Source organism: Streptomyces sp. NPDC019531 (assembly GCF_044903305.1).
Lineage (GTDB): Bacteria > Actinomycetota > Actinomycetes > Streptomycetales > Streptomycetaceae > Streptomyces.
This window is the reverse complement of record NZ_JBJDQL010000001.1, coordinates 414324-433266: the sequence shown is the minus strand read 5'-3', so window position 1 is coordinate 433266 and position 18943 is coordinate 414324. Positions and strand designations below refer to the sequence as shown.

The following is an 18943-nucleotide window of genomic DNA, read 5'->3' as shown; positions in this document are numbered from 1 at the left end:
CCCCCGTTATCCGCGCGCCCGTCGCGCCAGTTCGTGCAGCACCTCGGAGGTGGGCACGGGTGCCTGGCGGACGCCGGTCAGTTCCTGCTTGAGATAGGTGGTGGCCTTGGCGAACTCGGTGGCCTCGCCCTGCGGACGGAACCCGTGCCGGACCTCCAGCTTCCGCAACTGCGGGTCGGTGGAGAGGAGTCCGGCGAGGGCAGTGCCGTTGTCGGTCAGCGGTACGACGGTGTGGTCGCTGTTGACCGTGGTGTCCGGGTAGAGGACGACCAGGTCGTCGGGCTGTTGACCGTCCGCGAGGAGTGAGGCGACCTGGGACTCGTAGACGAGGACCAGCGGGTTGCCTGCGCCGCTGACGAAGTCCCGGAAGGCCGCGTCCGTGCTGGACTGCTGGGCGCCCTGCACGCTGACCAGCTTGTGCAGCAGGGGACTTGTCTTCTTGACCTCGGTGTCGCTTGCGACGACCTTGCCGCCGTTGGCCACGTAGGAGGCGGCGGCGAGGTAGAGGGCGCCGGAGTTGGAGGTCTCCGGGTCGGTGCTGGAGAGGTAGAGGGTGCCGGTGAGCTCCCCGTACTTGCTCGCGCCCTTGAGCTGCTGCCAGGTGCGGTCGTCGCGGGCCGCGTCGAGATAGGCGGCCATCTTCAGTGTGCCGCGGTGTTCGGCGTCCAGTGCGGCCAGGCCGTTGCTCGCGAGGACCTCGGCGGCGCTCTTGTGCGCCACGACGACGAGGGGCGAGTAGAAGGGGCGGGGGAGGGTCCCCCGTACCTTGTACTTCGCGGCGAGTTCCGCGGCCGGGGCCTGGCTGGACGGGAAGGCGAAGTCGTACCCCTTGAGGTCGAGGCCCTCCATGGCCCAGGACCCGGAGGTCTCGGCCTTCACGGTGTAGCCCTTGGCGGCGAGGGCCTTCACCACGTCGGGATCTTCGAAGAACTCGGCCTTCTCCGACCCGATCACTCCACGCACGGTCTTCGTTGCCGTGCCCTTGTCGTCCGCTTCCCGGCCCGCTACGACGGCAGCCACCACGCCACCGATCAGCAGAACCGCGAGGACGATCCCTGCGATTCGTCTCACGCCGGGAGCGTGCTCGCGGAACCCAACATTCCCCGGCGAACAGGGTGAACGGGAGGTGTAGTACCGGTCCCGGATCAACACGGCCGAGCGGAGGCGCCCCTAAAGGGGTGCGGGGCTGTGTCGACTTGCGGCTCCGCCGCGTGGGCGCGACAAGCCACGACGAACCCGCACCCGCCAGACGACACGGCCCCCCACGGCGAACAGGCGCCCCGGCTCAAGCAGGCCGTAGGGCTCAGTGCGCGGCGAGTTCCCGGGGCTCCAGAGCCGCCGCATGCGCATCCATCCGCTCCGCCGCCAGAATCGCCGCCGCCGTGTCCGCGCGGGACGCCGCCACGAGGAGGGCGCGGCCTGCGACCGCGTGGGCGCGCTGGTGGAGGTCGGCCACCCGGGGCTCCGCGGTGACCGCGGTCAGGGTCGCGCGGGCCGGTGCGCCTCCGCCCCGCAGTCGGGCCACCTGCTCGGCGAGCCGCTCGGCCGCGGTGTCCAGGTCGGTGGACGGCGTCAGCGCCCGCAGCTCGTCCGTGACGGCGAGCAGCGCGGCGAGATGGCCCGCGAGCTGGATGTCCAGCTCTTCCTCACGGGACCGGTGGGGGAAGTCGGAGGTGGCGCCGGCCATCGTGCTGTGGACCGACTTGGTACGGATCGGCTCGTACATGGGATGGCCTCCTGAGCTGTCAGGAAACCATCCTAGCTTAGATTTCGTCTAAAGTTGAGCAGCGGAAAGGAGGACCCTGAGCGGCTACGGCTGCCCGTACCCGTCCAGGAAGTTCGCGATCCGCCCCACCGCGTCCCGCAGATCCCCGGCCGTCGGCAGGGTCACCACCCGGAAGTGATCGGGCTCGGGCCAGTTGAAGCCGGAACCCTGGACCACCATGATCTTCTCCTGCCGCAGCAGGTCCAGGACCATCCGCCGGTCGTCCTTGATCTTGAAAACCTTGGGGTCGAGCCGCGGGAAGAGATACAGCGCCCCCCTCGGCTTCACACAGCTCACGCCGGGGATCTGGGTCAGCAGCTCGTACGCCACGTCCCGCTGCTCGACGAGCCGGCCGCCCGGCAGGACGAGGTCCTTGATCGACTGGCGTCCGCTGAGCGCGGCGACCACTCCGTGCTGCCCCGGCATGTTCGCGCACAGGCGCATGTTCGCGAGGATCGTCAGGCCCTCGATGTAGGAGTCGGCGTGCGCGCGCGGCCCGGAGATCGACATCCAGCCGACCCGGTACCCGGCCACCCGGTACGCCTTCGACATGCCGTTGAAGGTGAGGGTCAGCAGGTCGGGGGCGACGGCGGCGGTCGGGGTGTGCGTGGCGTCGTCGTAGAGGATCTTGTCGTAGATCTCGTCCGAGCAGACCAGCAGGTTGTGGCGGCGGGCGATGTCGGTCAGCCCCTTGAGCAGGGACTCGTCGTAGACCGCGCCCGTGGGGTTGTTGGGGTTGATGATGACGATCGCCTTGGTGCGGTCGGTGACCTTCCGCTCCACGTCCGCGAGGTCGGGCATCCAGTCCGCCTGCTCGTCGCAGCGGTAGTGGACGGCCGTACCGCCGGACAGCGACACGGCGGCCGTCCACAGCGGGTAGTCGGGCGCCGGTACGAGGACCTCGTCGCCGTCGTCGAGCAGGCCCTGCATGGCCATCACGATCAGCTCGGAGACGCCGTTGCCGATGAAGACGTGCTCGACGTCGGTCTCGATGCCGATGGTCTGGTTGTGCATGACGACCGCCCGGCGCGCGGCGAGCAGTCCCTTCGCGTCGCCGTATCCATGGGCCGTCGACACGTTGCGGAGGACGTCCTCCAGGATCTCCGGCGGCGCCTCGAACCCGAAGGCGGCGGGGTTGCCGGTGTTCAGTTTGAGGATGCGGTGCCCTGCCGCTTCCAGGCGCATCGCCTCCTCGAGAACCGGGCCCCGGATCTCGTAACAGACATTGGCGAGCTTGGTCGACTGGATCACCTGCATGTACGGGAGCTTACGGCCCGGTAACGCGTGACGGGTCGTGTTTTCCGCCACGTGAGACGCGGAGGTTTGTGCTGTTATCGCCGGTAGCTGTCCCAGCCGTCCCGCACGTCCCTAGAATGCGACGCCATGTCGAGGCCAGTCGAATACGAGTCCGGGGTGCCGAACGTCTACCAGCCGCAGCCCGGTCCGGCTCCGGCGTACGAGGAGTACACGGACCCCGCGGCGGCGCACGGCTGGCAGAACGCGTACGACGCGACGGCCGAGCTTCCCCGCCTTGAGCCCCCCGGCCCGCAGTCCGCCGACGAGGCGTCCACGGGTCCGCGGTCCGTCGACGCGCGGCCCGACCGGCCGGAGTACGCCGGTCCTGAACACCTGGGTCGCGCGGACCGCCGACGGGCCGCACACGGCACGGGTGCCCGGCACTCGCGGCGGGTGGTCGTGGCCGCCGGAGCCATCGGGGTGGTGTCGGCGGCGGCCCTGGTCGTGGGCCTGTCCCTGTCGGACTCCTCCTCGAATCCCTCGCGGGACGGGCATGAGGGCGCTCCCTCCGCCGTCACCGGCACGGACGGTGTCACGGCCCCGGCGTCCTCCGCCCGCCCGGCGGTCCCCGGCGGGTCGGCGACCAGCGCTTCCTCGCCCGGTGCGAGCGCCTCGACGGCCTCCTCCGCGGCCCCGGAGGCGAGCGCGAGCCCGTCGGCCGGCAGCTCCTCCGCGGCCCAGGCCGCCCCGTCGTCCTCCGCGAGCCCCACCTCCGCCGACGGCCCCGGCAACTCCGGCAAGGGGCGTGGACAGGGCGCCACGAAGGGCCCCAAGTAGCCCTGGTTCCGGGTAGGTTGACCTCGCCGAACGGAACGGCGGGGGTCGTCGGCGCGGCCGAGGTCCCCGATGTGACGGCGATGCGCGCCGGGTAGGCGCGGGCTCGACACAGCTTCTTGCCCAATCACCCACCCCTCTTCACAATGTGCATGACAAAATCGCGGGCGGCCGGAAGATTTCCGGTCGCCCAAGTCGTAAGAGGGGACCCCCACATGAGAAAGCCTCTCGTCGCCGCACTCTCCGTCCTGGCATTCGCCGGGATGAGTACGGCACCCGCCCTCGCGGCCGAACCCACGGCCACCAGCGTGGGCAAGGGCGTCGACACGGACACGGTCACCTCCGTGGTCCACGACGCGGTCACGTCCACCACGGCGAGCCTGTCCCAGCTCACGTCACCCTCGCCGAAGCTCAAGGCCGTGACCCTCGCCGGCACCGTCTCGCTCAGCAACTGCTCCGGATCGGTCATCCGCTTCCCGAACTCCCTGGACACCGACCCGGCGCTGGTCCTCAGCAACGGGCACTGCCTCACCACCGGCTTCCCCGAGCCGGGCGAGGTGCTCACCAACCAGGCCTCCAGCCGGACCTTCGGGCTGCTCAACTCCTCCGGCACCCGGGTCGCCACGCTGCGGGCCAGCAAGCTCGCCTACGGCACGATGACCGACACGGACGTGTCGATCTACCAGCTCACCTCCACGTACGCGTCGATCAAGAGCTCGTACGGCATCTCCCCGCTCACCGTGCAGGACACGCACCCGACCGCCGGGACCGCGATCACCGTGGCCTCCGGCTACTGGAAGACGCTCTACAACTGCAACATCGACGGGTTCGCGTACCGGCTGAAGGAGGGGGACTGGACCTGGAAGGACTCGGTCCGTTACACCTCCGCCTGCCAGACCATCGGCGGCACCTCGGGCTCGCCCGTCATCGACCAGGCCACCGGCAAGGTCGTCGCCGTCAACAACACCGGCAACGAGGACGGCGAGCGCTGCACGGAGAACAACCCGTGCGAGGTCGACGAGAGCGGCAACGTCACCGTGCGCGAGGGCATCAACTACGCCCAGGAGATCTACAACATCCCGGCCTGCTTCACGACGGGCAACCAGCTCAACCTGAACGCCGGCACCTGCACCCTGCCCAAGCCGTAAGGACCGCACAGTAAGGCACGAGCCGTTCCGTCACATGGGACTGTGACGGACCGCTCTGCCGGCCAGTACGTCCGTACGACTCCCGTTCTCGATCACGAACTTGCCGTCGACCAGGACGTGTGGAATGCCGGTCGGCAGTCTGCGCGGGTTCGCGAAGGTCGAACCCGGTGCCACCCTCTGCGGATCGAAGAGGACCAGGTCCGCGCGGTAGCCCTCCTTGACCAGCCCTCGGTCCGGCAGGCGCAGCCTGGACGCCGGGCGTGAGGTGAGGTGGGCGACGCACTCCTCCAGGGAGAGGATGCCCAACTCCCTCACATATGTGCCGAGATACCGCGGGAACGTGCCGTAGGCCCGGGGATGCGGCTTCGCGCCCTGCAGGATGCCGTCCGAGCCGCCGGTGTGGACCCGGTGCCGCATGATCTGGCGGACGTTCTCCTCGTGGCCGACGTGCTGGAGGATCGACGGGGCGAGGCGGTCGGCGAGGAGCAGGTGACGGGCGGTCGTCCAGCTGTCCAGGCGGCGGCCCACGTACTCCGTCAGCGAGGGATCCGTGACCCCCGAGATCTCGATCGTGTCCCACTCCATCGGCACCCCGTGGCAGCCGTCCGAACCGATGACTTCGAGGTCGTGGCGGATGCGCTCCGCGGTCTCGTCGTCCGCGAGCCTCCTGAGGATCTCCTCCGGGCCGCCCTCGCTCGCCCAACTCGGCAGCAAGGCCGCGAGGGTGGTGGAGCCGGGGGTGTAGGGGTAGGTGTCCAGGCTGATGTCGGCGCCCGACGCCAGCGCCTCGTCCAGGAGGGTCAGCAGTTCCGGCGCCCGGCCCTTGTTCACGCCGAAGTTCATGGTGGCGTGGGCGAGATGGAGGGAGCACCCGGCCTCCCGGCTCAGGGCGATCATCTCCTCGTACGCCTCAAGGGCGCCCGCACCGTACGAGCGGTGGTGCGGGCAGTAGTAGCCGCCGTACCGCGCCACCACCCGGCACAGTTCGGTGAGTTCGGCGTTCTTGGCGTACATGCCGGGGGTGTAGGTCAGGCCGGACGACATGCCGAGCGCGCCCTGTTCCATGCCTTCGGCCACCAACTGGCGCATACGGTCAAGCTCTTGCGGTGTCGCCTCGCGGTCCTCCCAGCCGACGGCGAGCGCGCGGACCGTGCCCTGTGGGATCAGATAGGCCGCGTTGACGGCGATTCCGCGGTCGAGGCGGTCCAGGTACTCGCCCACCGACCGCCAGTCGAAGTCGATGTCGTCGCCGTAGCCGTTCCAGCCGGTGATGGCGCGGCGGACCTCCTCCAGGGTGCGGTCGTCGACCGGGGCGTACGACAGCCCGTCCTGGCCCAGGACTTCGAGCGTGACCCCCTGCGCGGCCTTGGCGCTGTGGTCGGGGTCGCGCAGCAGGGCGAGGTCGCTGTGGGCGTGCATGTCGATGAAGCCGGGGGAGAGGACCAGACCTTCGGCGTCCAACTCCCTCCGGGCCTTGGGGCGTTGGCAGCCCGCGTCGGCCGCCTCCTTGACGATCGAGACGATCCGGCCGCCGTCCACGACCACGTCGGCGCGGTACGAGGGGCCACCGCTGCCGTCGACGACGTCCGCGTCCCGGATGACGAGCTCTTCCATCGCCGTACCTCCTGCCTCTAGAAGAACGTGCGGATGTACTCGACGACCGTGCCGTCTGCCTCGGCCACCGGGATCAGCTGCCACTTGTCGAAGGACGTGCACGGGTGGGAGAGACCGAGGCCCAGCCAGTCGCCGACCTCCAGATCCGCCTCGGGGGCGGTGTGCAGCCAGGCGTGCTGGTCGGAGAGGGCGGTCACCTCGATACCGGTCGCGGGGCGCTCGGTGCCGTCGCGGCGGACCGCCTGGGGGAACGGGAGATCGAGGTCGTAGGCCGCGTCCCGCTTGCCCGCGTTGGCGAAGGCCTGCTCGGGGGAGGGGCGGGAGACGATCTGGGTCCAGAGCCGGAACGCGGGCTCCAGGGCACCCTCCTCGGGGACCCGGTTGAAGGGGGTCACCTTGCGGTAGTGGCCGTCGTCGTGCGAGACGTACGCGCCCGAGCGCAGCAACTTCAGGACCGGGGCGGAGAGTTCGGGGATCTCGGCGAAGACGTCGGCGACCGCGTCGAACCAGGCGCTGCCGCCCGCGCTGATCACGATCCCGTCCGGCCCCGCCCCGGCGAACCGTCCCGCCTTGTCGAAGTCGGCGGCCAGGGCGACGAGTCGGCGCAGCCACGCGTGGACCCGCTCCGGGTTCGCCTGCGGGACCTCGCCCTCGTAACCGGCGACACCGACGAGCCGCAGCGTCCCGGTGGCCGCGACCGCGTCGGCGACCGCCGCGCACTCCGCCTCCGTACGGACGCCGGTGCGGGCGCCCTCGCCGGCGGCGAGTTCGATGACGACGTCCATGGGGCGGGAGGTGCCGGTCAGGGCGGCGTCCATCAGTTCCACTCCGCGTACGGAGTCGACGTAGCAGACGAAGCGGAAGTCCGCGTCGCGCGCCAGCTCACCGGCGAGCCAGGTAAGCGCCGCCGGGTCCACGAGTTCGTTGGCGAGGAAGATCCGCTGGATGCCGTATGCCCGCGCGACCCGCACCTGGTGCGGTACGGCGAGGGTGATGCCCCAGGCGCCGTGCCCGATCTGCCGCTGGAAGAGCTGGGGGGCCATCGTTGTCTTGCCGTGCGGGGCGAAGGCAAGGCCGTGGCGGGTCGCGTACGTCTCCATGAGCGCGAGGTTGTGCTCCAGGCGCTCGGCGGACAGGGCCAGCACGGGGGTCGTGAAGCCGTCGGTGAAGAGGTTGCGGCGCTGGGCGGTCAGCTCGGCGACGGTCAGGCCGTCCGCGTCCGGGGGGAGGCCCTTGAAGCGGTGGTCGACGCGGTCCTGCGTGAGGCGGGCGAGCGCTTCGGTACCGGACACGAGGCCTCCCTGGTGGGTTTGTTGCAGTGTGTGCAACGCTCATTGCGTATATCGCTGACCGCTGTCTAACATCCACGCCAACGCCGGGTCAATCAAGGAGCTACCACCATCGTGAATGCCTCCGACGCCGTGGACGTCGTCGCGCTCGGCGAGTCCATGGTCACGTTCCTGCCCAGCCGGCCGGGGCGCCTCGCCGATGTGCCGTCTTTCGACCGGGCGATCGGGGGCGCGGAGTCCAACGTCGCGTGTGTTCTGGCGGCGGCGGGGCATTCCGTGCGATGGGTCAGCCGGGTCGGGGCCGACGGGTTCGGGGATCACCTGGTCGAGGCGGTCGGGGGGTACGGGGTGGATGTCTCCGCCGTGGGGCGGGATTCCGCGCGGCCCACAGGGGTGTACTTCCGTACGGCGGGGGACCGGGCCACGGATGCGCATGAGGTCGCGTACTACCGGGCGGGGTCGGCCGCGTCGGCGATGTCGGTGGAGAACGTGGACCTGGCGTCGGTGCGGGCGGCTCGTTTGCTGCATCTGTCGGGGATCACCGCGGCCCTGTCGGACGACTGTCTGGGGTTGCTGCGTGAGTTGACGGCTCCGGGGGCCGGGCGGCCGGTGGTGTCGTTCGACGTCAATCACCGGGCCGGATTGTGGCGGGATGCCGAGGGGCCTCGGGTGCTGCTGGAGCTGGCTCGGCGGGCCGACATCGTGTTCGTGGGGGAGGACGAGGCGGAGGAGGCGTGGGGGGTCGTGGGGGGTCCGGCGGCTGTTCGTGCGGTGCTGCCCGAGCCGGGGGTGCTGGTGGTGAAGCAGGGGGCTTTGGGGGCTACGGCATTCGTTTCGGGTGCGGCTGAGCGGGGGCTGGGCGCGCAGTTCCCCGCGCCCCTGGGTGGGTCCACTCACGCCTACCCAGCTGCGGGCAGTCGTGCCGCTGGGGCGGCTCCCGACCCACGGAGAGCGGCACCCCGCCAGCGCGGGCAACCGACAACACCCCCCGCTCAGCCACAATCGACGCACACCTTCGTCCCTGCCCTCGCCGTCGACGTCGTAGCGACCACCGGAGCAGGCGACGCCTTCGCCGCAGGGTTCCTCTCCGCGACCCTCCGCAACCTCCCCATGAGGGATCGCATAAGGCACGGCCACCTCTGGGCCGCCGCCACCCTCACCGCCCCCGGCGACCTCGCGCCACCCCCAGCCCGAGACCACGCCGACCGCCTCACCGCCGTCGGAGACGACACGTGGGGCACACTTCGACTCGGCCCCGGCTGGACGCAAGCCGACAGGGCCCCGGAGGAGGTACGCACCCCATGAGCCAGACCGTCGACCGAGCACTCAGCATCCTGCCGCTGCTCGCCGAGGGCCCCGCCGACCTCGGTCAGGTCGCCGACCGCCTCGGCGTCCACAAGTCCACCGCGCTGCGGCTCCTGCGCACCCTGCACGAGCACGGCATGGTCTACCGCCAGTCCGACCAGCGCTACCGCCTCGGCGCCCGGCTCATCGCGCTCGCCCAGGAGGCGATGGAGAACCTCGACATCCGGGAGATCGCCCACCCCCACCTCGTGGCCCTCAACGAGCAGTGCGGACACACCGTCCACCTCGCCGTCCACGAGGAGGACGAGGTGCTGTACATCGACAAGGTCGAGAGCCGCTACCCGGTGCGGATGTACTCACGGATCGGGAAGCCGGTCGCCATCACCGTCGCCGCCGTGGCGAAACTGTTGCTCGCCGATCTCCCGGAGGCCGAGCGGCACGCCCTCGCCGACAAGCTCGACTACCCCCTGTACACGGCCCGTTCGACACCCAACGCCCCTGCTTTCCTCAAGGAGTTGGAGCGGGTGCGCGAACAGGGCTGGGCCACCGACCTCGGTGGCCACGAGGAGTCCATCAACTGCGTCGCGGCCCCCGTCCGCGGCGCCGACGGCAGGGTCGTCGCCGCGATGTCGGTCTCCGCGCCGAACGTCGTCGTCACCGCCGAGGAACTCCTCACCCTGCTCCCGCAGGTCCGCCGTACGGCCGATGCCATCAGCGGCGAGTACTCCGGCAGAACACCACCAAAGGACCCCGCAAAGGACCCCGTATGACGGACAAGACCGCGCTCACCCCCAGGACCCACACCACCCCGCCCGCGAAGTTCTCCCACGGCGTGAAGAAGGGCAACATCCTCCAGGTCGCGGGACAGGTCGGCTTCCTCCCGGCCGAGGAGGGCAAGCCCCCCACGCCCGCCGGGCCCACCCTGCGCGAGCAGACCCTCCAGACCCTCGCCAACGTCAAGGCGATCCTGGAGGAGGGCGGCGCCTCCTGGGACGACGTGATGATGATCCGCGTCTATCTGACGGACGTGGCCCACTTCGCCGAGATGAACGGCATCTACAACACCTACTTCGAGGAGCAGGGCCTCACCCAGCCTCCCGCCGCGCGCACGACCGTCTACGTCGGTCTGCCCGCGGGCCTGCTCATCGAGATCGACGCACTCGCCGTCCTCGGCTGACGCTCCCTCAACTCCCGCACGTCGTACACGGCATGGCACCTCCCGGGGTGCCGTGCCGCGATCCCCCCTGCCCGAAAGCTCCATGTACTTACGCAGAGGACCCCCATGTCCCTACCGCTCGCCGCAACCACCGAGACACCTCCGCACACCGGTGGCCTGCTCCTCCTCATCGACGGCACCGCGGGCCTCCTCACGGTCGCCGCCATCGGTATCGCCCTGCTCCTCTTCCTGATCATCAAGGCGAGACTGCAGCCCTTCGTCGCCCTGCTCGGCGTCTCCATAGCCGTCGGTCTGCTCGCGGGCCTCTCGGTCACCGAACTCTTCGGCACGGTCCAGCGGTCGGACGCCGTGTCCACCATCGAGTCCGGTATGGGCGGCATCCTCGGCCATGTCGCGATCATCATCGGCCTGGGCACGATGCTCGGCGCGATCCTCGAAGTCAGCGGCGGGGCGGAGGTGTTGGCGTCCCGGCTGCTCAATCTCTTCGGGGAGAAGCGGGCGCCCCTCGCCATGGGCCTCACCGGCCTGATCTTCGGCATCCCGGTCTTCTTCGACGTCGGCATCTTCGTGCTCGCCCCGATCGTGTACGCGGCGGCGAAGCGCAGCGGCAAGTCGATCCTGCTCTACTGTCTGCCGCTGCTGGCCGGCCTCTCCATGACCCACGCCTTCCTGCCCCCGCACCCGGGCCCGGTCGCCGCCGCCGGTCTGCTCCACGTGGACCTCGGCTGGGTGATCCTCATGGGCATCGTCTGCGGACTCCCGGCCGTCCTCGCCGCCTGGGCCTACTCCGCCTGGGTCGGCCGCCGCATCTTCGTCGCCGTACCGCAGGACATGGTGGAGGCCGCGGCCGAGGCCAGGCTCGCGGTGATCGAGGAACAGCGGGCACAGGGCGTCGAGCCGCGCGAGGACCCCGTTCCGCTGGGCACGGTCATCGGCATCATCGGTACGCCCCTGGTCCTGATCCTCGCCGCCACGTTCTCCTCGATCGCGCTCGACCCCTCCACGGGCCGCTCGGTGATCGAGTTCTTCGGCAGCCCCTTCGTGGCGCTGACGATCGCCCTGGTCCTGGCGTACTACCTCCTCGGCATCCGCCGCGGCTGGTCCCGCAAGTCGCTGGAGACGGTGTCGACGGCATCGCTGAAGCCGGTCGGCAACATCCTCCTCGTCGTCGGCGCGGGCGGGGTCTTCGGCGCGATCCTCAAGGCCAGCGGGGTCGCCCAGGCGCTCTCGGACACCTTCAACGACGTCGGTCTGCCGGTGATCGTGCTGTCGTACCTGATCTCGGTGGTGCTGCGCGTGGCACAGGGCTCGGCGACGGTCGCGATCGTGACGACGGCCGGCATCGTGGCGCCGCTGCTGTCCGAGGGCCACCACTCCCAGGCCTTCGTCGCCCTCGTCATCATGGCCATCTCGGCCGGTTCCATCTTCGCCTCGCACGTCAACGACGGGGGCTTCTGGATGGTCGCCAAGTACTTCGGCATCAGCGAGCGCGACACCCTGAAGACGTGGACCGTGCTGGAGACGGTGCTGTCGGTGGCGGGGTTCGTGGTGGCGGCGGTGCTGAGTGTGTTCGTGTAGGTGTTGTAGCCCCATGTAGGCGTCCGATAACGATGTAGGGGCTGGCTGTGTCCGGCACAGGATCGTCGACCATACTGCCCGCTGTGGAGCAGCGCATAGGTTCGAGCAGCCAGCCCCTGGAAGGCGCCGGATTCGACCCGGCTTTCATCCCCGGGCTCCCCTCACCCGTGTCCGGCGAGGCGGATGACGCCAAGCCGGAGGAGGCGGAGGCGACTCCGGAGGAGGCCTTCGAGGCGCCTGCCGAGGAGGCCGCCGAGGAGGAGGTCCCCGACGGCCCCGTCTTCGAGGCGTCCGACCGGCGCGCGAAGATCGTCGCCGACCACAAGGGCGTACGGCTCTTCCTCGACGACCAGTCCTGCGAGTTCCGCTGGGACGAGATCGGCGCCGTGGAGACGGAGTCCCCGCGCTTCGGCAAGCGGTTCACCATCACGGTGCACACGCCGGACCGCCGTTGGTACCCCATCGAGATCGAAGCGACGTCAAGGTCCCGCTTCGCGGAGTGGGACGAACAACTCGACGCGGTCATGGACAAGTACTTCGAGGAAGAGGCCGAGGACACCGACTGAGGGGCGCGGGGCCGTATCAATATGCGGCTCCGCCGCGTGGGCGCGACCAGCCCCCACCGGCCCGCAGCTCCCCACAACCTGCAGCCCCTAGCAGTACTGAGACTCCTTCCCGATGGACCGATACATGCAGTCCGAGTTCTCCAGCAGCTGCAGCACCGCGTCCCGGTTCCGGGACGTCTCCCGCTCGATCACCTCGTCGGGCGGATAGAACCCGCCCCCGGAGCTGGACGACGGGTACATCTCGAAGGTGTACGAGAAGATCTTGTGCGTGCCCCAGAGGTAGTCGTCGATCGACCCGTCGGTGATGTACAGGTCGCTCGCCTGCTCCGCCGTGTACCCGTTGCTCGCGGCCAGCTTCTGCCCGACCGTCTTGAACACGGCGTTGTCGTCCGCCGTCATCCCGGTCGCCGTGTCGGAGTACGTGTACCCGTAGGGCCACAGCACCAGTTCGCTGTACGTGTGGAAGTCGATGTTCGTCTTGATCTGCTGGACCCCGCCGACGACCCGGCTGCGCACGAAGTTCGCGACCACCTTGACCTCGGGCGCCGACTCGGCCGCCGCACCGCGGTAGGTCTCGGAGGACGTCGACCCGGACGAGCCGCCGCAGCAGCCCCAGCGGTAGGCCCAGTTGCGGTTGAGGTCCGTACCGACGTACGAGGAACCGGAGTTGGGCTGCCGGTTCTTGCGCCATGAGCGGTACGAGCCGGTGGCGATGTCGTACTCGCCGCCGTCCGGGTTGAGGTCGGGGACGATCCAGATCTCGCGGTTGTTCACCATGCTGGTGACCCGGGAGTCGGAGCCGTAGCCCGCGCCGAGCTCGCGCAGCAGGTACAGCGCCATCTCCACCGTGAGGTGCTCTCGGGCGTGCTGGTGGTGGGTGAACAGCACCTCGGGCTCGGCCTCGTCGGTCGCCACATTGTCGCTGATCTTGATGGCGACGATGTCCCGGCCCTGGTAGGACGTGCCGATGACCCGCTTGCTCATGATGTTCGGGTAGGCGGCGAGGCGCTGGTCGATCTCGGCGTTCATCTCGGCGTAGTTGTGGTAGCGCGAGTCGGCCGAGGGGAAGTCGTAGAGCCTGACCTCGTCCTCGGCGGCCCGGTCCGGAGCGGCCCCCAACGCGGCGACCTCATACCCGAGTTGGCGCAGCTTCTTGATCTGGTCGGCTCTTCCGGAGACGACCACCGTCTCCTCGTCGGCCTCGTCGACGGTCACTCCGGTCTGCTGGATCGCCGTGCGGGTCACGGGAGTCGTGTGCTGGTGGATCTCGTACTGGCGGACGTCCTCGGCGCTCGGCGCCGCCTTCGGGGCGCTGTCGGCGTTCGCGGAGAGGGGGGCCGCGAGGGCGAGGGCCAGAACGGCGGCGAGGGCGGCGTAGCGGGTGCCGCCGCGGGCGCCGGAACCGCGTATGCGAAGTCGCATGAAGTCTCCTGTGGTCTCCAGGGCTTCCGGGATCTCCGGAAGTGGGGAGTGGAGCGGGGGGTGGTTCAGCGAGTTCTGCGACGTACTGCCGGTGCGGGTGTGCCGCTCATCGTCTGCGGATGACATGGTCCGGTCAAGAGCGAATAAAGACGCGATGGCGTGAACTGTGCGTTGCCTGTGCGTTGTTGGTGGCCCTGCAAAAACCGGGGCTGCCCCCTCCGCGCTCACCGGAGAGCCCTCAGGTACGCCTCGCTCCCCGGGAGGTCCAGGTCGCCGAACTCGTCGCGGAAGGGCTGGCCAACCAGGTCGAGAGATGTTCCTGGTGGAGGCGCTGGAGCTGCGCTGGCGCTGGTATGCCCTCTTGCCGGTCCGCGGTCTTTAGGGTTTCTTGACCTTCATGGCGGACACCACGGACAACACAGCGACCGGTGAGGCACGTTCCGGACCCCGCAAGTCCAGTTGGCGGTACATCGGGCCGGGGATCGTCGTCGCCGCGACCGGCGTCGGCGCCGGTGACCTCGTCGCCACCCTCATCGCGGGCAGCAACTTCGGCTACACCCTGCTGTGGGCCGCGGTGATCGGCTGTCTGGTCAAGATCTCCCTCGCGGAGGCGGCGGGCCGCTGGCATCTGTCCACCGGCCGCACCCTGTTCGACGGCTGGGCGAGCCTGGGCCGCTGGACCACCTGGTTCTTCGCCGTCTACGTGGTGATCTGGGGCTTCGTGTACGGCGCGGCCGCGATGTCGTCGAGCGCGCTGCCACTGCAGGCGCTGTTCCCGGACGTGATGGACCTCGAATGGTGGGCCATCGCCTGCGGGCTGGTCGGGCTCGTGTTCGTCTGGTTCAACAAGTACGAGGTCTTCGAGAAGGTCATGACGGTCCTGGTGGGCGTCATGTTCGTGGTGACGGTGTACCTGGCGATCAGGGTCACCCCGAACCTCCCGGACGCGTTCGCCGGCCTCCTCCCCGTCCTCCCCGACGAGAAGGACTCCATCCTCAACACCCTCGGCCTGATCGGCGGCGTCGGCGGCACCATCACGCTCGCCGCGTACGGCTACTGGGTCAACGCCAAGGGGTGGACCGACATCGGCTGGATGAAGGTGATGCGCCTCGACAACCGGGTCGCCTACATCACCACCGGCATCTTCGTCGTCGCCATGCTCTTCGTCGGCGCGGAGCTGCTGCACTCGGCCAACGTGGCGATCGCGAGCGGCGACAAGGGGCTCATCCAGCTGAGCGACATCCTGGAGGACGAGTACGGTTCGGCGACCGCGAAGTTCTTCCTCATCGGCTTCTTCGCCACGTCGTTCACCTCTCTCATCGGTGTCTGGCACGGCGTGAGCCTGATGTTCGCCGACTTCGTGGCGCGCTTCCGCGGCCAGGGCGAGCAGAAGGGCGAGGAGGTCGCCTCCGGCGCACGCGAACGCTCCTGGCCGTTCCGCGCGTACCTGCTGTGGCTGACCTTCCCGCCCATCGTCCTGCTCTTCCAGGGCGAACCCTTCCGCCTGATCATCATCTACGGCGTCCTGGGCGCGGCCTTCCTCCCGTTCCTCGCCGGCACCCTGATCTGGCTCCTCAACTCCGCGCGCACTCCCAGGGAATGGCGCAACGGCCCGCTGAGCAACGGGATGCTGGTGATCGCGGGTCTGCTGTTCCTGGTCCTGTGCGTGAAGCAGATCTGGGACCAGCCGTGGTCGGAGTTCTTCTGAGTTCCTCCGACAGGGGGACGGCACCGTCGGCGCGACGCAGGATGTTCCGGGCAACGGTGGCAGTTCACCGTCGGCCCGGTAGGCGTCCGTCAGAGGCCGAGCAGCGCGACGACGGTTCTGCCGAGGGCCCGCGGGACCTTCATGTGACGTTCGTCAATACGTGTTCGAGGGCCGCCGCGTACAACCGCGCTCCCTCACCGTTGGGGTGGTACGACTCCATGCCGGACGGTGCGGTCGCCGACCAGTTGCGGTCGCGGGCGCCGCGGTGTGCACCTGGGCCGGGAACGCCTGGTCGTTCCTGACCTTCGAGGGCCGCTGCCGGACGCCTCGGCACACCGCCGGCTACCGGCAGGGGAGATATCCTCGGCCACCGGGAACCACACCACCGACGAGGGCCGACGCAGATGACCACGCCACCGACTCCCTCAGAGCCGCCCCAGTCCCCACCGGCCCCGGCACGGCCACCCGCCGAAGCCCCGGCCCCCGGGGAGCCGGCTCCCGCGGACTGGGTTCTCGCGCCACCGATCACAACCGAGCCGACCACCGCACCACCGCCTGCTGCCGAGCAGGCCTCTGCGCCACCGGCCACCGCACCACCGGTCACCGCCGAGACGACCCCGGCTCCGCCTGCCGCCGCACCACCAGTCACCGCCGAGACGCCCCCGGCTCCGCCTGCCGCCGCTTGGCCGCCTGCGACTGAGGAGGGCTCCGTTCCGGCGTCCGGCGTCGAGCCGTTCCCCGCGCCGCAGGCTCGTGGTGGGCAGCCCCCAGCTCCTCCTGCCGCTGCCTGGCCGTCCCCGCCTCAACAGGGCTTCGCCCCGCCGCTCGCCCCCGAGCCGCTGACTGCCCCGCAGCCCCCTGCCCCGCAGACGCCTCCCGGACCGCCCCCCGCCGCCGCGGCTGCTCCGCCGCCCCCTTCCCCCGGCCCACCCGGTTTCGGCCCCTCGGCCCCCGCGCCGCAGGGCTTCGGACCTCCGGCCCAGCCGCAGTACGGGCAACCCGCCGGCCCACCCCCGTACGGGCATCAGCCCGCCCCACCCCAATACGGCTACCCCTCACCCCCGCCCCAGCCCCAACCGCCCGCCGAAGGCCCCGAGTTCATGGCCGTCGACCGGCACAACTCCATCGTCGTCGACTCCGCGGGCGTCGCCTTCGAGGACCACGGGTACTCCGCCGAGTTCCCCTGGCACGAGATCCGCAGTGTCCACTACAAGGCCGGTCCCAACGGGAAGACGCTCATGATGGCCGTCATCCACGTGGACGGCCGGTTCTACGAGTGTGTCGTCGACGCGAAGAACCGCGACCTGCTGGGCCAGTGGTTCGCCCAACTGGCCGCGATCCTGGGGTACTACAAGCCCCTCGCGTGAGCGTTGACGCGGAGCGCCGGGGCGGCGGAGGTGAAACCCCGACCGCCCCCCGGCCCCCGGCTACGGCAGCCCGTGCACATGCGGTCCCACCGTCCCCGACCACGCGTTCCCTGCCGCCGCGTCCCAGTTCGTCGACCAGGTCATCGCCCCACGGAGGTCCGGGTAGGTCTTCGACGGTTTGAAGGACCCGCACCCCGTCCCCTTCGTCAGGCAGTCCAGCGCGTTGTTCACCACGGACGGCGAGACATAACCGCTGCCCGCCCCACTGGGAGACGCCGGAAGCCCCAACCCGACCTGGGACGGCGCCAGTCCGCCCTCAAGCTGGATGCAGGCCAGCGCGGTCAGGAAGTCCACCGAGCCCTGGGAGTACACCTTGCCGTCGCAGCCCAGCATCGAACCGCTGTTGTAGTACTGCATGTTGACGACCGTGAGGATGTCCTTCACGTTCAGCGCGGTCTGGAAGTAGGAGTTCGACGTGGACTGCATGTCGATCGTCTGCGGTGCCATGGTCAGCACCAGGGACGAGCCCGCCTTCCCCGCCAGGGACCTCAACGCCTGTGACATGTACGTCGGGTTGAGCCCGTTCTCCAGATCGATGTCCACACCGTCGAAGCCGTACGTCTGCATCAGCGCGTACACCGAGTTCGCGAAGTTCGCCGCCGAAGCCGAGTCGCTCACCGACACCGTGCCGTTCTGCCCGCCCACGGAGACGACGACCTTCTTCCCGGCGGCCTGCTTCGCCTTGATGTCCGCCTTGAACTGGTCGACCGTGTAGCCGCCCAGACCGGCCGAGTCCAGGTTGAAGGTCACGGCCCCGGGAGTCGTCGTCGCGTCTGCGAACGCCACCGCGATGATGTCGTACTGCGACTGGACGGCGGACAGCTTCTGGACCGTCGCCCCGTTGTTGAAGTTCTGCCAGTACCCGGTGACCGCGTGCTTCGGCAGTGCGCCGCCCCCGCCGCCCGGAGAGGCGGTCGTCGTCCCCGTCACCGTGCCCGACTTCACCGACTCACCCGCCGAGTTCACCGCCGTGACCTGGAAGCTGTACGACGTCGACGCGGCCAGCCCCGACACGGTCGCCGACGTCCCCGCCACCGCCGTGATCTTCGCACCGTCGCGGTAGACGTTGTAGCCCGTCGCGCCCGACACCGTGTTCCAGGACAGGGAGACGGACGAGGAGGACGTGCCGGCGACCGCCAGACCGGACGGCGCGCCCGGGACCGTGGGAGTGGGATCACTCCCGCCGCCCCCGTCCGGGCCGTACACCGACACGTCGTCGGCGAGGTACGCGGCCTGTCCGTACCAGCCGTGCGTGTACACCGTCACCGAGGTCGTCGAGGCGCCCGTCGTGAAGGTCGTCGACAGCTGCTTCCAGGTCGCGGTGTCCGGGGTCCACGTCGACACGTCCGTCGTGCCGGTGCCGGTCGCGCCCAGGTAGGCGTAGCCGCCCTGCACCCACGCGCTGAGCGTGTACGTCGAGCTCGGCTTCACGGCCACCGTCTGGGTGCAGCGTGCGTTGTCCTGCCCGGCCGGCGTCGCCTTCAACGCGGCCGAGCCGCCGTGCACGGGGGAGGAGACCGTCGTACCGCTGCTCGCGGAACAGGTCCAGTTGCTCAGGCCGGACTCGAAGCCGGCGTTCTTGGCGTTGTTGACGTCGGCGGCGGAGGCAGGTCCCGCGAGACCCAGGGCGAGGGCCGCGGTGAGGGTTGTCGTCCAGAGCCGTCTACTGCTGAGTATGGGCATGACAAGAGAGTTGGTCCAGACCAATACTGCTGTCAAGGAGGAGTACGCAACTGGCCTTTCTCTGGCTCGCGCACGTGGCAAGTGCGCCCCATCTGGGCAGGAATCGCCCGCTTTTGATCCACCCCACAGGACAGGAAGTCACAGAATCGCTGTTCTCCGGTCACAGAGGCGTGGTTACAGTGCTCAGGTAG

16 protein-coding genes are annotated in these 18943 nt (G+C 69.7%); 9 read left to right on the top strand and 7 right to left on the bottom strand.

Going from position 1 to position 18943, the window contains the following annotated elements; all coding sequences use genetic code 11:
* Nucleotides 1-6: 6 nt before the first annotated feature.
* The 3 genes from ACI2L1_RS02025 to ACI2L1_RS02015 all read right to left on the bottom strand — a co-directional run bounded on the left by ACI2L1_RS02025 (nt 7) and on the right by ACI2L1_RS02015 (nt 3022).
* A complete protein-coding gene (locus tag ACI2L1_RS02025) occupies nt 7-1071 on the bottom strand; it encodes a hypothetical protein (protein ID WP_404737362.1) in 1065 nt (354 codons plus the stop codon).
* A 232-nt stretch (nt 1072-1303) separates the two neighbouring features.
* Complete coding sequence (locus ACI2L1_RS02020) at nt 1304-1726, bottom strand: hypothetical protein (protein WP_404737361.1); 423 nt, start codon at nt 1724-1726, stop codon at nt 1304-1306.
* Nucleotides 1727-1810: 84 nt separating this feature from the next.
* Nucleotides 1811-3022, bottom strand: coding sequence for a pyridoxal phosphate-dependent aminotransferase (locus ACI2L1_RS02015; protein ID WP_404737360.1), 1212 nt, complete (start codon nt 3020-3022; stop codon nt 1811-1813).
* 126 nt (nt 3023-3148) lie between these two features.
* On the opposite strand from ACI2L1_RS02015, the gene ACI2L1_RS02010 reads away from it, so the two are divergent.
* Together ACI2L1_RS02010 and ACI2L1_RS02005 are read left to right on the top strand one after the other, a co-directional pair.
* A complete protein-coding gene (locus ACI2L1_RS02010; RefSeq protein WP_404737359.1) occupies nt 3149-3838 on the top strand; it encodes a hypothetical protein in 690 nt (229 codons plus the stop codon).
* 212 nt (nt 3839-4050) lie between these two features.
* Entirely contained in the window at nt 4051-4983 is a 933-nt protein-coding gene (locus tag ACI2L1_RS02005) for a serine protease (RefSeq protein ID WP_404737358.1), read from the top strand.
* Nucleotides 4984-5013: 30 nt separating this feature from the next.
* On the opposite strand, the gene ACI2L1_RS02000 is transcribed toward ACI2L1_RS02005, so the two are convergent.
* Both ACI2L1_RS02000 and ACI2L1_RS01995 read right to left on the bottom strand, forming a co-directional pair.
* Nucleotides 5014-6597 (bottom strand): amidohydrolase family protein, encoded by a 1584-nt coding sequence (locus ACI2L1_RS02000; protein WP_404737357.1) that lies wholly within the window; start codon nt 6595-6597, stop codon nt 5014-5016.
* Between the two features lie 17 nt (nt 6598-6614).
* Nucleotides 6615-7889, bottom strand: a complete 1275-nt coding sequence (locus ACI2L1_RS01995; protein ID WP_404737356.1) for an amino acid deaminase — start codon at nt 7887-7889, stop codon at nt 6615-6617.
* Between the two features lie 156 nt (nt 7890-8045).
* Here ACI2L1_RS01995 and ACI2L1_RS01990 point away from each other — a divergent pair, with 156 nt between their 5' ends.
* The 5 genes from ACI2L1_RS01990 to ACI2L1_RS01970 all read left to right on the top strand — a co-directional run bounded on the left by ACI2L1_RS01990 (nt 8046) and on the right by ACI2L1_RS01970 (nt 12512).
* Nucleotides 8046-9191, top strand: a complete 1146-nt coding sequence (locus tag ACI2L1_RS01990) for a sugar kinase (protein ID WP_404737418.1) — start codon at nt 8046-8048, stop codon at nt 9189-9191.
* Nucleotides 9188-9961, top strand: a complete 774-nt coding sequence (locus ACI2L1_RS01985; protein WP_404737355.1) for an IclR family transcriptional regulator — start codon at nt 9188-9190, stop codon at nt 9959-9961. Before ACI2L1_RS01990 ends, ACI2L1_RS01985 begins: the two co-directional genes overlap by 4 nt.
* Complete coding sequence (locus ACI2L1_RS01980) at nt 9958-10368, top strand: RidA family protein (protein ID WP_404737354.1); 411 nt, start codon at nt 9958-9960, stop codon at nt 10366-10368. The genes ACI2L1_RS01985 and ACI2L1_RS01980 overlap by 4 nt, the downstream gene beginning before the upstream one ends.
* Before the next feature lie 105 nt (nt 10369-10473).
* Nucleotides 10474-11946 carry a GntP family permease gene (locus ACI2L1_RS01975; protein ID WP_404737353.1) on the top strand — a complete coding sequence of 491 codons (1473 nt, stop codon included), beginning with the start codon at nt 10474-10476 and terminating at the stop codon, nt 11944-11946.
* Nucleotides 11947-12029: 83 nt separating this feature from the next.
* Nucleotides 12030-12512 (top strand): hypothetical protein, encoded by a 483-nt coding sequence (locus tag ACI2L1_RS01970; protein WP_404737352.1) that lies wholly within the window; start codon nt 12030-12032, stop codon nt 12510-12512.
* An 87-nt stretch (nt 12513-12599) separates the two neighbouring features.
* Here ACI2L1_RS01970 and ACI2L1_RS01965 read toward each other — a convergent pair whose 3' ends face one another.
* Nucleotides 12600-13934 carry a M14 family metallopeptidase gene (locus tag ACI2L1_RS01965; RefSeq protein WP_404737351.1) on the bottom strand — a complete coding sequence of 445 codons (1335 nt, stop codon included), beginning with the start codon at nt 13932-13934 and terminating at the stop codon, nt 12600-12602.
* A gap of 397 nt (nt 13935-14331) precedes the next feature.
* Between ACI2L1_RS01965 and ACI2L1_RS01960 the strand changes: the two genes are divergently transcribed.
* Together ACI2L1_RS01960 and ACI2L1_RS01955 are read left to right on the top strand one after the other, a co-directional pair.
* A complete protein-coding gene (locus tag ACI2L1_RS01960; RefSeq protein WP_404737350.1) occupies nt 14332-15642 on the top strand; it encodes an Nramp family divalent metal transporter in 1311 nt (436 codons plus the stop codon).
* A 1100-nt stretch (nt 15643-16742) separates the two neighbouring features.
* Nucleotides 16743-17009: a hypothetical protein gene (locus tag ACI2L1_RS01955; protein ID WP_404737349.1), complete on the top strand. Its 267-nt coding sequence runs from the start codon at nt 16743-16745 to the stop codon at nt 17007-17009.
* A gap of 60 nt (nt 17010-17069) precedes the next feature.
* Here the strand turns inward: ACI2L1_RS01955 and ACI2L1_RS01950 are convergent, their stop codons facing one another.
* Nucleotides 17070-18752 carry a chitinase gene (locus ACI2L1_RS01950; protein ID WP_404737348.1) on the bottom strand — a complete coding sequence of 561 codons (1683 nt, stop codon included), beginning with the start codon at nt 18750-18752 and terminating at the stop codon, nt 17070-17072.
* Nucleotides 18753-18943: the final 191 nt, after the last annotated feature.